Source organism: Serratia sp. FS14, from assembly GCF_000695995.1.
In the GTDB taxonomy this organism is placed as follows: Bacteria; Pseudomonadota; Gammaproteobacteria; order Enterobacterales; family Enterobacteriaceae; genus Serratia; species Serratia nematodiphila.
In genome coordinates this window covers 3,854,367-3,870,501 of sequence record NZ_CP005927.1, presented here as the reverse complement: position 1 = coordinate 3,870,501, position 16,135 = coordinate 3,854,367, and the positions used below count along the sequence as shown (strand labels likewise).

Annotated in this window: 17 protein-coding genes and 2 tRNA genes; 7 read left to right on the top strand and 12 right to left on the bottom strand. The window is 57.4% G+C overall.

Annotated features, from left to right (window positions below):
* The first annotated feature begins 28 nt into the window (after positions 1–28).
* Together sufE and L085_RS17575 are read left to right on the top strand one after the other, a co-directional pair.
* Positions 29–445, top strand: coding sequence for a cysteine desulfuration protein SufE (gene sufE, locus L085_RS17580; protein WP_044031345.1), 417 nt, complete (start codon positions 29–31; stop codon positions 443–445).
* A gap of 296 nt (positions 446–741) precedes the next feature.
* On the top strand, positions 742–1,755 hold the full coding sequence (locus tag L085_RS17575) for a L,D-transpeptidase family protein (protein ID WP_044031344.1): 1,014 nt from the start codon (positions 742–744) through the stop codon (positions 1,753–1,755).
* A gap of 142 nt (positions 1,756–1,897) precedes the next feature.
* Here L085_RS17575 and L085_RS17570 read toward each other — a convergent pair whose 3' ends face one another.
* The 6 genes from L085_RS17570 to L085_RS17545 all read right to left on the bottom strand — a co-directional run bounded on the left by L085_RS17570 (position 1,898) and on the right by L085_RS17545 (position 6,407).
* Positions 1,898–2,134 carry a major outer membrane lipoprotein gene (locus L085_RS17570; RefSeq protein WP_004931354.1) on the bottom strand — a complete coding sequence of 79 codons (237 nt, stop codon included), beginning with the start codon at positions 2,132–2,134 and terminating at the stop codon, positions 1,898–1,900.
* Positions 2,135–2,442: 308 nt separating this feature from the next.
* A complete protein-coding gene (gene pykF / locus L085_RS17565) occupies positions 2,443–3,855 on the bottom strand; it encodes a pyruvate kinase PykF (protein ID WP_004931353.1) in 1,413 nt (470 codons plus the stop codon).
* Between the two features lie 394 nt (positions 3,856–4,249).
* A complete protein-coding gene (locus L085_RS17560) occupies positions 4,250–4,555 on the bottom strand; it encodes a cupin (protein WP_015377721.1) in 306 nt (101 codons plus the stop codon).
* 119 nt (positions 4,556–4,674) lie between these two features.
* Positions 4,675–4,751, bottom strand: a tRNA-Val gene (locus L085_RS17555).
* Between the two features lie 20 nt (positions 4,752–4,771).
* Positions 4,772–4,848 (bottom strand) — tRNA-Val (locus L085_RS17550).
* Between the two features lie 182 nt (positions 4,849–5,030).
* Positions 5,031–6,407 carry an MATE family efflux transporter gene (locus tag L085_RS17545; RefSeq protein WP_015377722.1) on the bottom strand — a complete coding sequence of 459 codons (1,377 nt, stop codon included), beginning with the start codon at positions 6,405–6,407 and terminating at the stop codon, positions 5,031–5,033.
* A 239-nt stretch (positions 6,408–6,646) separates the two neighbouring features.
* Here L085_RS17545 and L085_RS17540 point away from each other — a divergent pair, with 239 nt between their 5' ends.
* Together L085_RS17540 and L085_RS17535 are read left to right on the top strand one after the other, a co-directional pair.
* Positions 6,647–7,297: a riboflavin synthase gene (locus L085_RS17540; protein ID WP_044031343.1), complete on the top strand. Its 651-nt coding sequence runs from the start codon at positions 6,647–6,649 to the stop codon at positions 7,295–7,297.
* Between the two features lie 54 nt (positions 7,298–7,351).
* The gene (locus L085_RS17535; RefSeq protein ID WP_004931344.1) at positions 7,352–7,645 is read left to right on the top strand and encodes an I78 family peptidase inhibitor; all 294 of its coding nucleotides are present in this window, start codon (positions 7,352–7,354) and stop codon (positions 7,643–7,645) included.
* Positions 7,646–7,718: 73 nt separating this feature from the next.
* On the opposite strand, the gene cfa is transcribed toward L085_RS17535, so the two are convergent.
* Together cfa and punC are read right to left on the bottom strand one after the other, a co-directional pair.
* Entirely contained in the window at positions 7,719–8,870 is a 1,152-nt protein-coding gene (gene cfa / locus L085_RS17530; RefSeq protein ID WP_004931341.1) for a cyclopropane fatty acyl phospholipid synthase, read from the bottom strand.
* 344 nt (positions 8,871–9,214) lie between these two features.
* The gene (gene punC, locus L085_RS17525; RefSeq protein ID WP_044031342.1) at positions 9,215–10,426 is read right to left on the bottom strand and encodes a purine nucleoside transporter PunC; all 1,212 of its coding nucleotides are present in this window, start codon (positions 10,424–10,426) and stop codon (positions 9,215–9,217) included.
* Between the two features lie 123 nt (positions 10,427–10,549).
* Here punC and punR point away from each other — a divergent pair, with 123 nt between their 5' ends.
* Positions 10,550–11,494, top strand: a complete 945-nt coding sequence (gene punR, locus L085_RS17520; RefSeq protein ID WP_004931338.1) for a DNA-binding transcriptional activator PunR — start codon at positions 10,550–10,552, stop codon at positions 11,492–11,494.
* Here punR and purR read toward each other — a convergent pair.
* Positions 11,491–12,516, bottom strand: a complete 1,026-nt coding sequence (gene purR, locus L085_RS17515; protein ID WP_004931336.1) for an HTH-type transcriptional repressor PurR — start codon at positions 12,514–12,516, stop codon at positions 11,491–11,493. The two genes, punR and purR, sit on opposite strands and share 4 nt — an antisense overlap.
* Before the next feature lie 324 nt (positions 12,517–12,840).
* Between purR and L085_RS25420 the strand changes: the two genes are divergently transcribed.
* Positions 12,841–12,930 (top strand): YnhF family membrane protein, encoded by a 90-nt coding sequence (locus tag L085_RS25420; protein ID WP_004931335.1) that lies wholly within the window; start codon positions 12,841–12,843, stop codon positions 12,928–12,930.
* Positions 12,931–12,994: 64 nt separating this feature from the next.
* On the opposite strand, the gene sodB is transcribed toward L085_RS25420, so the two are convergent.
* Positions 12,995–13,573, bottom strand: coding sequence for a superoxide dismutase [Fe] (gene sodB / locus L085_RS17510; protein WP_004931333.1), 579 nt, complete (start codon positions 13,571–13,573; stop codon positions 12,995–12,997).
* 199 nt (positions 13,574–13,772) lie between these two features.
* Positions 13,773–14,591: a C40 family peptidase gene (locus L085_RS17505; protein WP_004931330.1), complete on the bottom strand. Its 819-nt coding sequence runs from the start codon at positions 14,589–14,591 to the stop codon at positions 13,773–13,775.
* 416 nt (positions 14,592–15,007) lie between these two features.
* Between L085_RS17505 and L085_RS17500 the strand changes: the two genes are divergently transcribed.
* Entirely contained in the window at positions 15,008–15,355 is a 348-nt protein-coding gene (locus L085_RS17500; protein ID WP_004931329.1) for a Grx4 family monothiol glutaredoxin, read from the top strand.
* Between the two features lie 68 nt (positions 15,356–15,423).
* Here the strand turns inward: L085_RS17500 and rnt are convergent, their stop codons facing one another.
* Complete coding sequence (gene rnt / locus L085_RS17495; RefSeq protein ID WP_044031341.1) at positions 15,424–16,107, bottom strand: ribonuclease T; 684 nt, start codon at positions 16,105–16,107, stop codon at positions 15,424–15,426.
* Between the last annotated feature and the right edge of the window lie 28 nt (positions 16,108–16,135).

Genomic DNA, 16,135 nt, shown 5'->3' with positions numbered 1-16,135 from the left:
GTGTCCCCGGCGGTACAAAAGGATCCCCATGGCGAATTTGCCGGACAAAGATAAATTGGTGCGTAATTTCTCCCGCTGTCTGAACTGGGAGGAGAAATACCTGTACGTGATTGAACTCGGCGCTAAATTGCCGCCGCTGTACGAGGCGGAGCGGCAGGCCGCCAACCTGCTCTCCGGCTGTCAGAGCCAGGTGTGGATCGTGATGCGCCGCGATGAGCAGGGGCAGGTCGAGTTTCACGGCGACAGCGACGCGGCGATCGTCAAAGGGTTGCTGGCGGTGGTGTTCATTCTTTATCGCCAATTGACGCCGCAGCAGATCGTCGATCTCGATGTGCGGCCGTTTTTCACCGAGCTGGCGCTCAGCCAACATCTGACGCCTTCGCGCTCGCAGGGGCTGGAGGCGATGATCCGCGCCATTCGCAGTAAAGCGGCGCAGCTGGCCTGATCCATAACGCCTTCATCCTCAAGACTCATTGATACCTTTGCTTTGTCAATGAGTCTTTACAATTCACAATTTTCCTCCGGGCAACGCGCCCAATTCAGTGATATTTCAGCAGCTTAACTGTTGACGTTTCGTTGACAATCAATGACGGCGATTACGTTATAACGTGTTGATTTTTAGAGGACTTATTGCCTTTGATACCAGCGTTGCTAGTATTAATCAGGTATTGTCTGATTTACCCTCCACCTGGCGCTCGTTAGCCTTGTGGGCGAACCGTCATAAAAAATATAGGGATGATAATGAAACGTGCGTTGAGTTTAATGGGCATGGTCTTCGCCACCGTATTGGCCGGCACGCAGGCCGCCAGTGCGACCGAGTACCCGCTGCCGCCGCCGGACAGCCGTCTGATCGGCGAAAACACCACTTATACCGTGCCAAACGACGGCCGCCCGCTGGAAGCCATCGCCGCTGACTACAAGATCGGCCTGCTGGGCATGCTGGAAGCCAACCCCGGCACGGATCCGTTCCTGCCCAAGCCGGGTACGGTGCTGACCATTCCGACCCAAATGCTGCTGCCTGACACCAAGCGTGAAGGGATCATCGTCAACCTGGCCGAGCTGCGCCTTTATTACTACCCGAAAGGCGAGAAAAAAGTGATCGTCTATCCGATCGGCATCGGCCAGACCGGGATGCACACGCCGCTGGAGGTGACCTCCATCAGCCAGAAGATCCCTAACCCGACCTGGACGCCCACCGCCAACATCCGCAAGCGCTATCAATCCCAGGGCGTGACGCTGCCTGCGGTGGTGCCGGCCGGCCCTGAGAACCCGATGGGGCTGTTCGCCCTGCGTCTGGCGATGGGGCGCGGTGAATACCTGATCCACGGCACCAACGCCAACTTCGGTATCGGCATGCGCGTCAGCTCCGGCTGCATTCGCCTGCGTCCGACGGATATCGAGGCGCTGTTCAACATGGTGCCGCGCGGTACGCGGGTGCAAGTGATCAACGATCCGGTGAAGATTTCCGTTGAGCCGGACGGCAAACGCTATGTGGAAGTGCACCAACCGCTGTCGCGGGTGGAAAGCGACGATCCGCAGACCATGCCGATCGCGTTGTCTAAAGCGGAGAAAGCCTTTGCGGCCGATGGTCAGACCGATCGCGCCGTGTTCGATAGCGCGGTTGTACGCCGTTCTGGCATGCCGGTGCTGGTCAACGTAGGGGAGAGTCCGTCTGCGGTGAGTTTGACGCCTGCGGCGGCTCCTGCGGCGAATAAGAGCCCATTCAAGGCAGCGCCAATCAGTTCGGTGAACTAAGTTTGCAGGATTGAGCGGTCGAAGAGGGGTTCAGCGTGCTGAACCTCTTTTTTTTGCCTGCCGTGCAGGAACCCCCCTGGCTGGCGAACAGACAAAAAAAAACGGCGCACAATGTGCGCCGTTTTCAATAACCAAAGCTATCTTACTTTTTGTAAGCGTGAGCTTGGTTGTCCAGACGCTGGTTAGCGCGTGCTGCGTCGTCTTTAGCAGCTTGAACGTCAGAACGCATTGCGTTCACGTCGTTGCTCAGCTGATCAACTTTAGCGTTCAGAGTCTGAACGTCAGAAGACAGTTGATCGATTTTAGCGTTGCTAGAGCAGCCAGCCAGCAGAGTGGAACCCAGGATTACCGCGCCCAGTACCAGTTTAGTACGATTCATTATAACACCCTCTAGATTGAGTTAATCTCCATGTAGCGTTACAAGTATTACACAAACTTTTTTCGAAAGAGAATAATTTTTTAGTGTTGAGGTGCTTTATTTTGATCGTTCGCTCAAACTTGCATCTGGTTTTACAAATTAGTTAAAAAAACGAGGGAAAACAGCCGGCTTCCATGGGACTACTCCGATTCTTTATTAGCTAAATAATGAGCGGATCGCGGTTGCGTTTTGAGAAAAATAGTTTACTGCTGATAAAAAAAACGCCGCAAAGCGGCGTTTTGATCAAGACAATTATGTCACGTTTTATATTACAGCACGTGTACCGAGGCCGTGTTGGTGGTGCCGCTCGGCACCAGCGCGCCAGAGACCATCACCACGACGTCGCCTTTCTGCGCCAGGCCGCTGGCCAGGGCGGCTTCTTTACCGATGCGGTAGAAGTCGTCGGTGGAGGCGATTTCCTTGACCATCTGCGGGATGACGCCCTTGCTCAGCACCAGCTGATGCGCGGTAGTCTCATTGGTGGTCAGCGCCAGGATCACCGCGTTCGGGAAGTATTTACGCACGGATTTTGCCGACTTGCCGCCGCTGGTGGCGACCACGATCAGCGGCGCGTCCAGTTTCTCGGCGGTTTCAACCGCGCCGCGGCACACCGCTTCGGTGATGCGCAGCTTGCGACGATCGTTCAGGGTGTCGATACGGCTTGGCATCACGCGATCGGTACGCTCGCAGATGGTCGCCATGATGTTGACCGCTTCCAGCGGGTATTTGCCCTTGGCGCTCTCGCCGGACAGCATGACGGCATCGGTGCCGTCCAGGATGGCGTTGGCAACGTCGCCGGCTTCCGCGCGGGTAGGGCGCGGGTTTTTGATCATGGAATCGAGCATCTGGGTGGCGGTGATGACCACTTTACGCGCACGGTTGCATTTCTCGATCATCATCTTCTGGGCGAAGATCACTTCTTCTACCGGGATTTCAACGCCCAGATCGCCACGGGCAACCATGATGCCGTCGGACGCTTCGAGGATTTCGTCGAAGTTGTTCAGGCCTTCCTGGTTTTCAATCTTGGAGATGATCTGGATCTGCTCGCCGCCGTGGGCTTTCAGGTGCTCGCGGATCTCCAACACGTCGGAGCGTTTACGGATGAAGGACGCTGCCACGAAGTCGACGCCTTGCTCGCAGCCGAAGATCAGGTCGCGTTTGTCTTTCTCGGCCAGCGCAGGCAGCTGGATGGACACGCCCGGCAGGTTAACGCCTTTGTTCTCGCCCAGGTCGCCGTTGTTCAGCACCTTACAGATGACTTCGTTCTCGGTCACGTTGGTGACTTCCATGCCGATCAGGCCGTCGTCAACCAGCACGGTGTTGCCGATCTTCAGGTCGGCGGCGAAGCCGGCGTAGGTGACCGCCACGCGCTCGCTGTTGCCGATCACGCTCTGGTCAGTGGTGAAGGTGAAGGTTTGGCCGGCGACCAGCGAGGCGTCTTTGCCGCCTTCCAGCTTCATGGTGCGAATTTCCGGGCCTTTGGTATCCAGCAGGATGCCGGCGTTGATACCGGTTTTCGCCATCACGGCGCGCATGTTCTTGATGCGGTTGCCGTGCTCTTCATAGTCGCCGTGAGAGAAGTTGAGACGCATCACGTTCATGCCCGCATTGAGCAGGTTGGTCAGCATTTCTTCCGATTCGGTTTTTGGACCGATGGTACAAACAATTTTGGTCTTTTTCATGGCGGAGTTTTCTACAAGTTGTGATGGATAAAAAAACGAATTTGACCGGCGCGGTTTACGCCGGTAGGGAATTTGGGCCGTGCCTGGTGGTGAAAAACATAGTTAAGGATAGGTGACGACAGTTGAAGTGGGGCGGAAAAATTCAGCCCGCGCGGGGGCGCGGGGATGCTGCGCAACGGGGTAAGATCACATCGTGTTGTTATTGCGTTTTCGCAGATCAAGGGCTGAAACCATTCAACTGATAGACGTTGCGCATTATAAAGGCTAAGCGGCGGGAAACAAAATAAAAAACCGCGGCGGTGCGGCGGATAGAGCAAAACGGGGCTAAATGTGGCGCAAATGCAACGCGTTGCGGGCCGCTTGTTGCGCAAATAACCTTGCTGTAAATGCAGGTTTAACGCGTTTGGGGAATTTCCAGCAGCGTGCCGGCGCTCAGGCAGAAGCAGCCGCTGGCGACGTTGGCCGGCAGGGTAAGGCTCTCACCGGCACGTACTATCCGGGTGTCGCCGCCGAGGGTGAACTCGAATTCGCCGGATATCACCCGGGTTTGCAGCGCGTGCGCGGGCTTTTGCAGCTGGCCGAAGGCGCCGGCCTCGAAACGCACTTCCGCCGCCGGCGAACCGTCGCTCATCACGCCTTCACGGCGGGCAAGGCCATTGTCGAGCGGCAAAAAGGCGGTTTTGGCGGTGAAGGTGGTCATGTGGCGTTCCTGATGGCTGATGGCGGTAGTTCGGCGCAATCGACATGAAAAATCGAACGGTCGGGCAGAGACGATACAACGGGAAGTATAACGTGACAGGGAGAGATGAATCAGCAATATGGTGCGTCCGAGTGGACTCGAACCACCGACCCCCACCATGTCAAGGTGGTGCTCTAACCAACTGAGCTACGGACGCACTGCGCTGCTTCAGGAATTTGGTGCGTCCGAGTGGACTCGAACCACCGACCCCCACCATGTCAAGGTGGTGCTCTAACCAACTGAGCTACGGACGCATCTTTTCCTGTCTGTCATGGCTGACAGCGGGGACGAATATTAACGAGCTACCCGCGCGCTGGCAAGGGGAAAAGCGCAATTTTATTCGGTATTTCACGCGATTGCTGAGGTTGTGCGCAGTCCGGCGTTTTTTTCCGCAAACCGCAGCCCGGCCGGGGAGGAAACCGGCCGGGCTGCGGGTTCAGCGCGTGGATCGCTGCAGGATGACGGTGGTCGGCTGTTTCTGCAGCCAGCGCATGCGCAGCGCCATCATGATGGCGGCGAAGGTCAGTCCGATGATAAAGCCGATCCAGAAACCGCTTGGCCCCATCGCCGGCACCAGCGCATCGGTTAACGCCAGCAGATAGCCGCTCGGCAGGCCCAACACCCAATAAGCGATAAAGGTGATGAAGAAGATCGCGCGGGTATCTTTATAACCGCGCAGCACGCCGCTGCCGATCACCTGGACCGAATCCGAGATCTGGTACAGCGCCGCCAGCAGCATCAACTGCGAGGCCATCGCCACCACCGCCGGGCTGTCGTTGTACAGCAGGGCGATCGGTTCGCGGAAGGTGGCGGTAAACAGCGCGGTGCAGACGGCCATGGTGATGCCGACGCCGATGGCGGAGTAAGCGGCGACGCGCGCGCCTTCGACCGAACCTTCCCCCAGACGATAACCGACGCGGATGGTGGCGCCGACGCCCAGCGACAGCGGCAGCACGAACATCAGCGCGCTGAAGTTAAGTGCGATCTGGTGGCCGGCGACCGCGACGATCCCCAGCGGTGAAACCAGCAGCGCCACCACCGCGAACAGCGTGACTTCGAAGAACAGCGCCAGCGCCACCGGCATGCCGATGCCGATCAGGCGCCTTAGCGCCGCCCAGTCCGGGCCGCCGAGATCGCCGGCCTGGCGTTTGATGTCGCGCTGCGACGGCGCGCGCTTCACGTACCAGCGCATCATCAGGAACATGATCCAGTAGACGCTGCCGGTGGCGACGCCGCAGCCGACGCCGCCCAACTCCGGCATGCCGAACTTGCCGTAGATAAAGATGTAGTTGATCGGGATATTCACCAGCAGGCCGAGGAAGCCGATCACCATGCCGGGTTTGGTTTTGGACAGCCCCTCGCACTGGTTGCGCATCACCTGGAAGAACAGGTAACCCGGCGCCCCCCACATGATGGCGTGCAGATAGCCGACGGCTTTATCCGCCAACTGCGGATCGATGTTGTGCATCATGTCGATGACGAACTTGCAGTTATACAGCACGACGATCAGCAGCACAGAGACGCCGAAGGCCAGCCAGAAGCCCTGACGCACCTGATGGGCGATGCGATCGCGACGGCCGGCGCCGTTGAGCTGGGCGATAACCGGGGTCAGCGCCAGCAGCAGGCCGTGGCCGAACAAAATGGCCGGCAACCAGATCGAGGTGCCGACCGCCACCGCCGCCATGTCGGTGGCGCTGTAAGCGCCGGCCATGATGGTATCCACCACGCCCATGGCGGTTTGTGATATTTGCGCGATGATGACCGGGATAGCGAGAGCCAATAAACTACGCGCTTCAATTAAGTACTTCTGCACGCATACACCTTTTCTATTTATATATGTGGGAGGGAGGGCTGCCGCGAGAGGACAACAATTAAAATAGCGGAATTTTGTCAAAAAGATTGTACCTGCTCGGCGTCGTTAAGCAAACGCCGCAGATAAATAGTTATTAAATGCGCAGCCATTCTTTTTTTACCGTCGCGGATTTGGTTTTCAGCGCCAACTGGGGCAAACTGCCGGTAGAGTTTTAACCTATTTAGCAAGAAGAGGCACATATGTTCACCGGTATCGTACAAGGCACCGCGCCGCTGGTCGCCATTGATGAGAAACCCAATTTCCGCACCCACGTGATCGAAATGCCTGCCGAGCTGCTGCCGGGGCTGGAGCTGGGCGCGTCGGTGGCCCATAACGGCTGCTGCCTGACCGTCACCGCGGTGGAAGGCAACCGCGTCAGCTTCGATTTGATCAAAGAAACGTTGCGCCTGACCAACCTCGGCGATCTGGTGCTGGGCGACATCGTCAATATCGAGCGCGCGGCGAAGTTCAATGACGAAATTGGCGGCCATTTGATGTCCGGCCATATTATCTGCACGGCGGAAGTGGCCAAGATTTATACCTCGGAAAATAACCGCCAGGTATGGCTGCGCATGCCGGATGCGGAATTGATGAAATATGTGCTGCACAAAGGTTTCATCGGCATCGACGGCATTAGCCTGACCATCGGCGAAGTGGTGAATAACCGTTTCTGCGTGCACCTGATCCCGGAAACGCTGGATCGCACCACGCTGGGTAAAAAACGCCTCGGCGACAAGGTGAACATCGAGATCGATCCGCAAACGCAGGCGGTGGTGGACACCGTAGAGCGCGTGCTGGCCAATCGGGAAGCGACGTTGGCCGCGGCGATGGCGCCGGCGCACAAAGACTGACAGCGATTCTGGCGTGACCGCCGGCATCGAATCATAAGCAGAGAGGAGAAACGCGTGAAGTTTTATGGGAAAACGTTGTTGTTAACCGCGTTGCTGGCGCTGAGCGCTTGCAGCAGTTCGCCTGAGCAGGGCGCGGGCGCGCAAATGGCCGATGCGGACGATACCTGCGGCGCTTCGCAGTATCAAAATTTTGTCGGCAAACCGATGACCTCGCTGGAAGGCGTGCGGATCGACGGCAAGGTGCGAGCCATTCCGTACAACTCTGCCGTCACCATGGATTTCAACCTGCGCCGTCTGAACTTCCTTGGCGACAGCGACGATAAAATTATTCGCGTTTATTGCGGTTAACCCGCAGGGTTTCGAAAGAGCAAAAAAAAGCCCCGGCGAAGATGTTGCCGGGGCTTTTTTATCGGGAAAGCGTTCAGCGGGCGACGCGAATGCCGCCTTCAACGCCTTTCGGGCTGAACACCACCTGCCATAACTGCAGATCGCGCGCCCGGAACGCGCCGGCGCAGGCGTTCAGGTAATAGCTGAACATCCGTTCGAAGCGTTCGGAATAGCGCTCGGCGAGCTGCGGCCACGCCTGTTTGAAGCGCTCGAACCAGGCCATCAGCGTGCGATCGTAGTCGGCGCCGATGTTGTGCCAGTCTTCCATCACGAAATGGCCTTCGCTGGCCTCGGCGATATGCCTCACGGAGGGCAGGCAACCGTTCGGGAAGATATATTTGTTGATCCAGGGATCGACGTTCATGTCGGTCTTGTTGGAGCCGATGGTGTGCAGCAGGAACAGGCCGTGCGGCGCCAGATTGCGCTCCACCACGTCGAAATAGGTGCGGTAGTTTTTCGGCCCGACGTGCTCGAACATGCCGACCGAGACAATGCGATCGAACTGCTGGTGCAAATCGCGGTAATCCTGCAACAGGATCTGCACATCCAGCCCGGCGCAGCGCGCCTGAGCCAGCTTCTGCTGTTCGGCGGAAATGGTCACGCCGACCACCGACACGCCGTAATTTTTCGCCGCATAGGCGGAAAGGCCGCCCCAGCCGCAGCCGATGTCCAGCAAACGCATGCCCGGCTGCAGCTGCAGTTTCTCGCAGATCATCCGCAGCTTGGCTTCCTGCGCTTCCTCCAGCGTGGTGGCGTCTTTCCAGTAGCCGCAGGAATACTGCATGTAAGGATCGAGCATCAGGGTAAACAGATCGTTGCCGAGATCGTAATGTTCTTTGCCGACGATCCAGGCGCGCTTTTTCGATTGCAGATTGGTCAGGCGCGCGGCGGCGATACGCAGGGTATCTTTCAGGTGGTGGGGGAGTTTCTTCTCCAGCCCGGCGCTGACCACGCGCTGGAAGAACATATCCAGCCGCTCGCACTCCCACCAACCGTCCATATAGCTTTCGCCCAGGCCCAGTGACCCTTGCTGCAAAACGCGTTTAAAGAATTCGGGATTTTTAACCTGAATATCGAAAGGGCGCGATCCGTTGATTTCGATACCGGCCAGACCGAGCATTTCGTGCGCGATACGGTACCACTGGTTATCCTGGATGCTCAGATCTTCTATACACGATGAACTCATAGCTTCTCCATCACCTTCTTCTGACTGATGACCCGTTAGGAAACAGCTTAGACAATTTCTGCGGGTGCATACCTATACCAACGGGAAATAAGCCCGCGGCGTCTGATATCCGACTATGAACAGAGGAAATTTAAAGAAACGGCCCGACGCAAACGGCGCAGGATAAACGCCCCTTTAAAAAAAGAGTGTGACGCAAGGCGCGTACACAATAGCTGATTGAGATATAGAGATTATAAGGTGTTACTTTACAAGGTTGTTTTTGAGTATAGGCGTGCCGAGGCGTTGACTCAACTGTAAATCGCACTCGGCACACATATTCTTTAAGTGATTATTAATCTTGGCAATTATGACGCTGAGTTAGCATGTTCCCGCTGTGCCTTTTGCTGCGCATCAGCCGCTTTTCCCCGCTGCAGGAAATAACCCAGCGCGGCCAGGACTACCGTAGATACCATCACCGTCACCGTCGCCAACAGCGGCTGGGCAATAAACGCCGACACCAGCATGCTTGCCACAAAACACAGCCCCAGTTGCAGCGTATTTTGCAGCGCGGCGGCTTTGCCGCTGCTTTCCGGGAACGGCATCAGCGCATTCGCCACCATGATCGGGTAGCCGGCGCCGTTGACCAGCGCCATCACGCAGAATGGGATCAGCAGCGTGGTGAGCGTCGGATTGGTCAGGGTCGCCACCAGATACAGCGCCACCATGCTGACACCATAAGCTACCAGCAGCCACGGCAGCAGAGTTTTGCCATTGATGCGCTTAAGCGCGGCGCGGCAGCCGTAGCCGCCCAGCAGGAAGGCCAGCGTTTGCGGCACATAGCTCAGACCGATGTCGCTCGGGCTATAGCCCATATCGCCGAGGATGAACGGCGAACCGGTCAGCCAGGCGAAGAAACCGGCCGAGCAGGCGGCGTACATAGCGACGTTGCCGCTGAACACCGGAGATTTCAACAGTTGCCAGAAGCTGACGCCGTTTTTCGGCGCGTCGGCGGCGGGGTGCGTTTTGGCGCGCTCTTTGAGCAGCAGCGTCGGCAGCAGCAGCAGCGCGGTGATCACCAACAGCGCGGCGAAGATCGCACGCCAGCTGGCGTGGTTCAGCAGCCAGGCGCCAAGCAGCGGCGCCAGCGCCGGTGACAGCGCCACCAGCGGCATGATGGTGGCGAACACGCGGTTGGCCTGGCCTTCGCGATAGCGGTCGACCACCAGCGCTTGCCAGATGGCGGTGGCGGAACAGACGCCGACGGCCTGAATAAAGCGCAGTATCCAGAGCTGCACGGCATTTTCTACCCACAGCATGCCCAGGCAGCCGAGCGCGAACAGCGTCAGGCCAATCAATAATACCGGTTTGCGGCCCAGTCGGTCGGAGAGGGGCCCCCACAGCAGTTGCGCGAAGGCGAAGCCGGCCAGAAAGATGCTCAGGCTGGCGCTGACCGCGCCGGCGGAAATTTGCAGTTCCTCCCGCATGGCGCCGAAGGCGGGCAGGTACATATCGGTCGCCAGATAACCCAGCATGCTCAGGCCGGCGAGGTAGAACATAAAGCCAAAAGAATTTCGCATGGTATTTCTCGTTAATATTTTAGTGTCGCAGGTTTTTAGCGCCGGCCAGTGTATCCGGCTGGATCTCTGCTTGTGAAACGGTAATATTTGCAAAGTGCTGTTAAAAAAATTGAAGGCAAAGCGATGTGGTCTGAATATTCTCTTGAAGTTGTTGACGCGGTCGCGCGCACCGGCAGTTTCAGCGCGGCGGCGCAGGAGCTGCACCGGGTGCCGTCGGCGGTGAGCTATACCGTGCGGCAACTGGAACAATGGCTGGCGGTGCCGCTGTTTGAGCGGCGTCACCGTGATGTGGAGTTGACGCCGGCCGGCGCGCTGTTTATCAAGGATGCGAGAGTTGTTATCAAAAAAATGCTCGACACCCGTCGCCACTGTCAGCAGGTGGCCAACGGGTGGCGCGGCCAGCTGAATATCGCAGTCGACATCATCGTCAAACCCCAGCGCAGCCGCCAGCTGGTGCTGGATTTCTACCGCCATTTCCCCGATGTTGAACTGATGCTGCAACCCGAAGTGTTCAACGGCGTTTGGGATGCGTTGGTGGACGGCAGGGTGGACATGGCGATCGGCGCCACGCGCGCGGTGCCGGTCGGCGGCGGCTTTGCCTTCCGCGATATGGGCTACATGAACTGGCTGTGCGTAGTCAGCCCACAGCATCCGCTGGCGCAGCTGGCAGGGCCGTTAAATGACGATCGGTTGAGGCCGTACCCTGCGCTTTGTCTGGAAGACACCTCGCGCAATCTGCCCAAGCGCGTCACCTGGACGCTGGATAACCAGCGGCGGCTGGTGGTGCCGGACTGGACATCGGCGCTCGACTGTCTGTGCGCCGGGCTGTGCGTCGGCATGATGCCGGCGCATCGGGCGCTGCCGCTGGTGCAGCGCGGTGAGCTGAAGGCGTTGCAGCTGCAGCAGCCGTTTCCCGCCAGCCCTTGCTGCCTGACCTGGCAGCAGGATAAACCGTCGCCGGCGATGAGTTGGCTGCTGGCGTATCTGGGCGATGGCGAGACGCTGAATCAGGAGTGGCTGAGCGAGGCGGCGCCGGAAGCCGTGCAGGCTTCCGGCTCAGGGGATTAGCGGCGGTAGTCGATGAACGGACCGTCGGCGACCGAACGGCGTTCCACCAGCTTCGGATGCACTTCGATCACCTGCGATTCTTCGCGCTTGCTGATGATGCGATCCAGCAGCATGGTGAAGGCCATTTCTCCCAGGCGCTCTTTAGGCTGGTGAATGGTGGTCAGCGCCGGGGTGAAGTAGCGGGCGTTGCGCACGTTGTCATAGCCGATCACGGAAATATCCTGCGGCACTCGCAGCCCCAGCTCGTCAGCGGCGCAGATGGCGCCCATCGCCATGATGTCGCCGCCGCAAAATACCGCGGTCGGCCGCTGTTTTTGCGACAGGATTTGGTGCATCGCCTTGTAGCCGGACTCCGGCTCGAAGTCACCCTGGACGATCCACTCTTCGCGAATGTCGATATGCGCTTCCTGCAGCGCCTTCATAAAGCCCTGATGACGGCCGCCGCCGGTGTTGCGCGACAGCTGGCCCGGGATGGCACCGATATCGCGGTGACCGCGCTCGATCAGGTAACGGCCGGCCAGATAGCCGCCTTCGAACGCGTTATCGATGATGGTGTCGGTGAAGTCGCCGCGCGCGGCGCCCCAGTCCATCACCACCATCGGGATATTACGGTAGTCCTCCAGCATGCCCAGCAGTTGATCCGGGTATTCGGAACACATGACCAGCAGGCCGTCGACGCGCTTTTGCGCCAGCATCGCCAGGTAGGCGCGCTGCTTGTCCAGATTGTTGTGCGAGTTGCACAGGATCAGGGTGTAACCTTTGCTGTAGCAGCTGTTTTCCACCGCCTCGATCACTTCGGCAAAATAGGGTGCTTCGCTCGAGGTGGCCAGCAGACCGATAGACTTGGTGTGATTGACTTTCAGGCTGCGCGCCACGGCGCTCGGCGAGTAGTGCAGCTCTTTGATCGCGGCCCACACGGCCGCTTTGGTCTCTTCGGCGACGAAACGAGTCTTATTGATGACGTGCGAAACGGTGGTGGTGGAAACGCCCGCGCGTTTGGCCACATCTTTAATCGTTGCCATGTAAGGAATGACTCCTGAACTCACATGTTTACAGCATGTAAGTGTGATGTTAATCGTTTGCCTACGTAGATCCTTCTCCAGAGAAGCGAAAACTGAGTTTTTAGTGTGTTGAAGTCTTCAGCGCTTAATCAGGAGGGGCATGGATGCCGGTACGCAGTTGTGAACTGCGAATTTTGTCGCATATTGAACAAAAGTGGAAGAGGTAATCGAGATTATAAACCGGGAAATGATAACAAGATTTTATCGGCGAACTGTGGGAAAATGATTTGACGTACTAATTGTGCGCCTTTTATCCTTAGGAAAGCCCATTTTAAAGGAGTTGTCATGGATACCGATCTGAAGATGTCTCTGTTCACTACCGTCGGCGCGTTGGCGATGATCATCGCTTTCAGCTTTGTCGCCGCGTTGAACTGATTTCCCGCCAGTTATAAAAAAGGCGCAGCCTGGCTGCGCCTCATCACTTAGGCAAGGCCTGCGTTTACGCCAGGTTTTCCGCCGCAAATGTCCAGTTGACCAACGCCCAGAAGTTTTCCAGGTATTTTGGACGCGCATTGCGGTAATCGATGTAATACGCGTGTTCCCACACGTCAACGGTCAGCAGCGGTTTATCTTCACCGGTCAGCGGAGTTGCCGCGTTGGAGGTGTTGACGATCGCCAGCGCGCCGTCCGGTTTTTTCACCAGCCAGGTCCAGCCGGCGCCGAAGTTTTTCACGGCGGCATCGGTGAACTGCTCTTTGAACGCAGCGAAAGAGCCGAAGGATTTGACGATCGCCGCCGCCAGTTCGCCCTGCGGTTCACCGCCGCCCTGTGGCGACAGGCAGTGCCAGTAGAAGGTGTGGTTCCACACCTGCGCGGCGTTGTTGAACACGCCGCCGTTGGAGGTCTTGATGATCTCTTCGAGCGATTTGCCCTCGAACTCGCTGCCTTTCACCAGGTTGTTCAGGTTAACCACGTAGGTATTGTGGTGTTTGCCGTAGTGGTATTCCAGGGTCTCGGCGGAGATGTGCGGCTCGAGCGCGTTTTTCTCATACGGTAATGCAGGTAATTCAAACGACATTGCTTCCTCCTTTACAGCGCCACTTTCTTCCCGCCCAGGCGGGAGCCAGATGGGCCGTTTTTTATTGTGGTCATTCAATCTTAACAATTTTCATCATAAAAAACAGGAGGAAAAGCGAGAAATGCGCGTGGGGGAGTGCGATGGGCGATAGCTTGAGCAGGCGGTTGTGACCGGGGCCGCAACCGCGCAGAACAGGGAATTAACGAATGGTTTTCGGCGTCACTACGCGGCGTGCGCCGATGTAATGGTTTTGCCAATAGTCGTTGTCGAGCTGGCTGATGCGGATCTCTTCGCCGGTGCGCGGCGACTGGATGAATTTGCCGTTACCGAGATAGACGCCGACATGGTCCGCCACGCCGCGGTTGTTGATGCGGAAGAACACCAAATCGCCGCTTTCCAGTTCGCTTTTCTTGATCGGCGCCGCGTCGCGCAGGTGATACATTTCGTTGGCGGTGCGCGGCATCTTGATTTTCACCACGTCCTTATAGGCGTAATAGATAAGGCCGCTGCAGTCGAAGCCGGTGCGCGGCGAGCTGCCGCCCCAGCGGTAAGGCTTGCCCATCTGATCCATCAGCTTGGCCATCGCGGTCTGTTTGGCATGCTGGTAACGTTTTTTGTGCGCCGGGCTGAGTTTTAACGGCTTTTCTTCACGCGCCAGTTTGGCGGTGGCCATACCGGCGTCGCGGTGGCGGCCATAGCCTTTTTTATAGCCCTTTTTCGGCGGGGTGACTTTAATCTTGGCGGTTTTCTGCGCTTTGGCCTTGGGTTTGGCGCTGACGATCTTTTTCGCGCTTTTCTCGCTTTTGGCCTTGGCGGTCTTGGTTTTTTTCTCGGGGGCCGTCACTTTGGCTTTTTTGGCGGCTTTATCCGCTTTCTTTTTTCTGCGGTCATCGGGCCGCGCTTCATTAGCATGGCTTTTACGCTGCTCGGCGGCAACGCGCGCCTGTGGCGCAGCGTGCGCCAAATTGAAGAAGAGCTGCGTAAACAGCAGCGCAAAGAGCGTAAGAATTAAACGCATGTCGACGTCACCAACCTTGGCCCCGAAACGGATATCGAAAGAGTTACAGTATTCCCGAACTTCACCATATAAAACAGCGAAGAACTCATAAATAATAATCCATATTGTGAGAAAACGTTAATGACATTTTTTTTGGTTTAAAATCAGCCTGTTGATGTATAAAAAAGCGCCAGGCGACGGTGGCGGATATAATTAAGCCGCGCCGGCATCGCGGCGCAATATATTAGTGAAATGGTCGGATTAAAAATGTTATTCTCAACGTATGTTTTGACCGGAATGACGTGGCCGGTGAAACGCGATCGGCGGCGGGCGAATATCCTTGCAAAAGATGGCGTTTTCTTGCGACTGTTCCAGCCGCTACAATAGCCCGCGTGATGCATGTTGTAGCCATGAAATGTGGCTTGAGGAAGCAATAAATGACGACGACACTTGAAAAAATTCAGCACCAGATCGCTGAAAACCCGATTCTGCTGTACATGAAAGGTTCGCCAAAGCTGCCGAGCTGCGGCTTTTCCGCGCAGGCTGTGCAAGCGCTGTCCGCCTGCGGCGAGCGTTTCGCCTATGTGGACATTTTGCAGAACCCGGATATCCGCGCCGAGCTGCCAAAATACGCCAACTGGCCGACGTTCCCGCAGCTGTGGGTAGATGGTGAGCTGGTCGGCGGTTGCGATATCATCATCGAGATGTATCAGCGCGGCGAACTGCAGCAACTGATCAAAGAAACGGCAGAAAAGTATAAAGCGCAGGAAGACCAGCAGTCTTAATCGACGGGCTTGCGATTATCGCGTAACGGGCGGCGCCAGTGCAAACTGGGCCGCCTTTTTTGTTGGTTTTATTCGGCGAGATCGCCGGCGGGCAGCGGCCAGCCGCCGAGACGTTTCCAGCGGTTAACCAGCTCGCAAAACAGCAGGGCGGTTTGCTCGGTGTCGTACAGCGCGGAGTGAGCCTGGCTGCTGTCGAACGGCATGCCGGCGGTGATGCAGGCTTTGGCCAGCACCGTTTGCCCCAGCACCAGGCCGCTCAGCGCGGCGGTGTCGAAGGTGGCGAACGGATGGAACGGGTTGCGCTTCAGGCCGGCGCGTTCGGCCGCGGCCATCAAAAAGCTGTGATCGAAGTTGGCGTTGTGCGCCACGATAATGGCGCGATTGCAACCGCGATCCTTGAGCCCTTTGCGCACCGCTTTGAAAATGGCGTGCAGCGCGTCATATTCGCTGACCGCGCCGCGCAGCGGATTGTGCGGATCGATGCCGTTAAACGCCAGCGCTTCCGGCTGCAGGTTGGCGCCCTCGAAAGGCTCCACGTGGAAGTGCAGGGTTTCGTCCCGCTGCAGCCAGCCGTCCTCATCCATTTTCAGCGTGACGGCGGCGATCTCCAGCAACGCATCGGTATTGGCGTTGAAGCCGGCGGTTTCAACATCTATTACTACGGGATAAAACCCACGAAAACGACCACTCAGGGCGTTAAGATCACTTTTCTCGGCCATCAGTTTCTTATCTTCATCGAATGCAGCGCGCATTATGGCAAATTTTGCGCCCGGTTGCAGG

Coding starts and splice junctions, on each gene's coding strand:
- sufE (WP_044031345.1), top strand. CDS start 29: ATGGCGAATTTGCCGGACAAAGATAAATTGGTGCGTAATTTCTCCCGC.
- L085_RS17575 (WP_044031344.1), top strand. CDS start 742: ATGAAACGTGCGTTGAGTTTAATGGGCATGGTCTTCGCCACCGTATTG.
- L085_RS17570 (WP_004931354.1), bottom strand. CDS start 2,134: ATGAATCGTACTAAACTGGTACTGGGCGCGGTAATCCTGGGTTCCACT.
- pykF (WP_004931353.1), bottom strand. CDS start 3,855: ATGAAAAAGACCAAAATTGTTTGTACCATCGGTCCAAAAACCGAATCG.
- L085_RS17560 (WP_015377721.1), bottom strand. CDS start 4,555: ATGACCACCTTCACCGCCAAAACCGCCTTTTTGCCGCTCGACAATGGC.
- L085_RS17540 (WP_044031343.1), top strand. CDS start 6,647: ATGTTCACCGGTATCGTACAAGGCACCGCGCCGCTGGTCGCCATTGAT.
- cfa (WP_004931341.1), bottom strand. CDS start 8,870: ATGAGTTCATCGTGTATAGAAGATCTGAGCATCCAGGATAACCAGTGG.
- punC (WP_044031342.1), bottom strand. CDS start 10,426: ATGCGAAATTCTTTTGGCTTTATGTTCTACCTCGCCGGCCTGAGCATG.
- punR (WP_004931338.1), top strand. CDS start 10,550: ATGTGGTCTGAATATTCTCTTGAAGTTGTTGACGCGGTCGCGCGCACC.
- purR (WP_004931336.1), bottom strand. CDS start 12,516: ATGGCAACGATTAAAGATGTGGCCAAACGCGCGGGCGTTTCCACCACC.
- L085_RS25420 (WP_004931335.1), top strand. CDS start 12,841: ATGGATACCGATCTGAAGATGTCTCTGTTCACTACCGTCGGCGCGTTG.
- sodB (WP_004931333.1), bottom strand. CDS start 13,573: ATGTCGTTTGAATTACCTGCATTACCGTATGAGAAAAACGCGCTCGAG.
- L085_RS17505 (WP_004931330.1), bottom strand. CDS start 14,591: ATGCGTTTAATTCTTACGCTCTTTGCGCTGCTGTTTACGCAGCTCTTC.
- L085_RS17500 (WP_004931329.1), top strand. CDS start 15,008: ATGACGACGACACTTGAAAAAATTCAGCACCAGATCGCTGAAAACCCG.
- rnt (WP_044031341.1), bottom strand. CDS start 16,107: ATGCGCGCTGCATTCGATGAAGATAAGAAACTGATGGCCGAGAAAAGT.